This window comes from Shewanella sp. GutDb-MelDb (assembly GCF_002836075.1).
In the GTDB taxonomy this organism is placed as follows: domain Bacteria; phylum Pseudomonadota; class Gammaproteobacteria; order Enterobacterales; family Shewanellaceae; genus Shewanella.
Genome location: NZ_PJBM01000030.1, coordinates 1 through 3,719, shown reverse-complemented (window position 1 = coordinate 3,719; position 3,719 = coordinate 1). Strand labels below are relative to the sequence as shown.

2 protein-coding genes are annotated in these 3,719 nt (G+C 39.6%); both read right to left on the bottom strand.

Annotated elements, in window-relative coordinates:
- Window positions 1–7: 7 nt before the first annotated feature.
- Window positions 8–529 (bottom strand): phiTE_072 family protein, encoded by a 522-nt coding sequence (locus tag CXF82_RS00795; RefSeq protein ID WP_102043504.1) that lies wholly within the window; start codon window positions 527–529, stop codon window positions 8–10.
- 325 nt (window positions 530–854) lie between these two features.
- The gene (locus CXF82_RS00790; protein WP_102038217.1) at window positions 855–3,476 is read right to left on the bottom strand and encodes a TonB-dependent receptor plug domain-containing protein; all 2,622 of its coding nucleotides are present in this window, start codon (window positions 3,474–3,476) and stop codon (window positions 855–857) included.
- Window positions 3,477–3,719: the final 243 nt, after the last annotated feature.

Sequence of the window (3,719 nt, the reverse complement as noted above, 5' to 3'; positions counted from 1 at the left end):
TTATCGACTAAGTTGCAATATCTGTCTTATATTTAATTAGTCCATCTCTCAATGTTTTAGTTATTTGACAAAAAGCATCCCATTCAGGATTTACTTTAGTGGGGAAAAGTTTTTCCAAACAATCATCTTCATTTAAATAACTAAGCATTTCTTTACTAATTCTATTTCTAGCCGTACTTATTTCATTAGCTGAAAAGTTATTTAATTCTAGAGTAAGTTCATGGTGTTCGCCATGAACTTTAGAAGCTGTTTTTTGAATTGTTCGGAGAGCCTCTACATCATCATCTATCATTTTCTTAGGTCCTCCAGAATTTTTTGATAAAAACTCATCATTAATTGAAATAACAAAACTAATTATATCTGTCTTCATGGCCGCCCATGTGGCTGAATAATACTTGTCAATATGATAAAAATCTATTTGACTCACTCCTGGTAATATGTTTTTAATTGTTACGTCGATAGGTTCCATGAATTGAAGATCATAAATTTTTATATTTACCTGGTTTTTGTTTGAATGTTTTATTTTCATGATATTAGCACTTAAAAGTTTTTAACTGACATGTAATCAATGGGAAGTTAAGTCTCATGTTGTGAATGCTCCAATATAATGCCTAAGCATCATCAATATTTAATTTCGACCGCAGCCTACCTATACTAGAGTTTGGGATTTTGTATCCTGCAATTAGACATCACAAGGAAGCTCCTTTCATATTGAATTTCATCTGTCTGTTGGGCACGGTTGAAGAGAAGAGGTCCCCAGCCGAGATAAAACAGAACTATCGGCTAAGGACTTCAGCTAAATGGTTAAGAGAGTATAAGATAACTAGGTAGTGACATAGTGAAAACCACTTACTTTAGAACGTCTGAGTGTACGATAAGTTATAAGTACGACCGTATAGGTTATATAAACCCTTATCGTAATCAAGACTTGAATCTAAAACAGGATCTTCATTTGTTAGGTTACGTATACCTAGTGATACCTTACCATTCCAAGAAGTGTTATACCCATAACTAGCATCAAATGTAGTTTGTGAGCTAAGCAACCCGACTTGGCCAAAGGTTTCAGGATCAGTTCTCTCTGTTTGGCCGTCAATATAGTGCATGACTACCGCCGCAGAGTGATCGCCCATCATCCAATCGACCGTACCTGTTGAACGTATCTTAGGTAATCCGTTACGACCTATCTTGTTATGGACTGGACCATCGAAGTATTCTTCTTCGCTGTAGTCTAAAACGTAAGTGGTATCGAGGTTAACGCTAAAGTCACCGATAGACGTTTCTAAGTCACGATATGATAGATTAAAATCAAGTCCTGACGTTGACAAGCTATTACCGTTAACTAATGGCGCTGTAGCTTCTGATATCTTGCCGCTAGCAGTATCACCATAACGCTTAATATTACCCAACTTAAGATTACCGTACCCGACTTTAGTTTCTTCGCTCAGTAATGAGTCAAGAGAGACTAACGTGATAACGTTATCTATCTTAAGGTCATAGTACTCAACTTTAGCACTAAAGTTCTCCGTGAAATCATAGATAGCCCCTAGATTGTAGAAATCAGAGGTTTCAGCTTCAAGATCGGCATTAGCTGTTCGCGTTACGTCATATTGCTTAGCTTTACACTGTGCAACAGCAGTACCCACCTGTGCGCAATATTGATAATCGGTCGCTGTATCTGCGCTGAACGAATCAGCAGCATGTAAATCAGCTAATGATGGTGCTCTAAAGCCTTGACCCCATGACGCACGTAATACTAAATCATCAGTAGCTTTGTATCGTAGTGATACTTTAGGCGTGACAGCATTACCAAAGTCAGAGTATTTGTCATAGCGTAAAGCCGCATTCATTGATAAATCATCAGTGATAGGTAATGTAGTCTCACCAAAGAAAGCATATACATCACGCTCACCTGATGAACCATTACCAGCAGAGCCGATAATCTCACCGTTAGCTGATTCCGAATCTACAGCAGATGTATACTTGTAATCCATGAACTCAGTACCGAAGTACCAACTCATATCACCGCTACCCATCAAATCAATAGCATCAAAGTTAACACCAGCGTTAACACTTTGGAATTCCATAGTGTCTTTCTGGAATATGTCATGAGTGATAGAGTCAATAACTTCCTTGCTGTTACCCTCTGGACCAAAGTTAAACTTACCAGCCGCCGCCAACGCTTCTACCGTTGGACGATGGACATAACCTGTACCGTTATTGCTATTTTCAGCTAGGTTATAGTGATATGTAAAGTCCCAGCCTAGAGCATCATGTTCACCAACAAAACCTAGTTGAATATCCGTGCTGTGGTCAATAGTTTCAGAGTCACGAGTACCTACACCTGTGAAGCGATATAAAACCGTACCAGCATTTTTATTTTTGGTGGTGTCTACATATTTACCATCAGGACCATAGTTTTTAACGTCTACCACTCCCGCGCCAACTGCGAATTTCCCCGGTGCTGGTGCATAACGCCCAAAAGTCTTATTACGAGAGAAAATACCTTGCCCCTCGAAACGAACTTCATCAGAGATTTGATACTCAGCATTTAAATAACCAGCATCAAACGTTCTCGCCGCGTGGTCTGCCCCCTTTGCCGTATAGTCATAACCACAAACATGATCACCGTCACCAGCATCATAGATATGACCATCACCAACCATATCGGGATTGTCGCAGCCTGCTAACGGACTTGTTACATAAGTTGTTCCGTCATTGAAGTTACGCGCATAGGTAGATACACCCGTTGTATCAGCGTACTTAGCAGCATCAGTATTGGACGATGAAGAAAACCAACGATCATGTTGGTAGATAATCTCGCGTTGCTGGTGCTCAAGAGAGAAAGTAATATTACCTTTATCACTTGATACACCACCAATAACGTGTGCTTTCCACTCTTCGCCGCCCGGCTGCTCTGGATCTGTTTTAGTAGCGGATAGCTGTAAGCCCTCATAACCTTTCTTGGTAATGATATTAATCACACCCGCGATAGCATCAGAACCATAGACAGCACTTGCACCATCACTAAGGATCTCAATCCTATCAATACCCGCAGTAGTGATAGCATTTAAGTTTACAGCGGTACCACCCAAGGTAGGCGACCCCGGCATTCTCTTTCCGTTAAGTAGAACAAGTGTGCGCTCTGAACCCACACCACGCAGATTAACAGAGGACTGAGATTGCGCCGAACTACCTGAACGCTCAGAGAACGATCCAAAGGTGTTTAAATTGCTACTACGAAGTAAATCAGCAACCGTCATTTGTCCTGTTTTGGCGATATCATCAATACTAATAGTGGTTACGGGTGAACTCCCCTCCATATCAGTGCTCTTAATACGAGAACCTGTTACTTGTATACGTTCAACTTGTTGTTCACCATCAGCCGCATAAGCGCCCAAAGAAGCGACGGCCGTTGTAACAGCTCCTGCCAGGAGTGTAATACGAATCCCAAGTGTAATTTTATTTGCATGAAACATTAGCATCCCCAATTAGTTTGTTAGTTTTTTAGATTTATTCGTTATGAACCGAGCTCAATATAAAGATACAAAAACAAAAGCATCACGTAACAAATGTTTCAAATTGTAACTAAGGTCTAAATGTTGCAGGAATGTTACTCTAAATATAAAATTCAAGTTATTGGTATATATATTGTTTTTTTATTCATAACATTAGGTAACGATAGGAAATTAATGTTTATTAATCTATGTTGTCTAACTCTT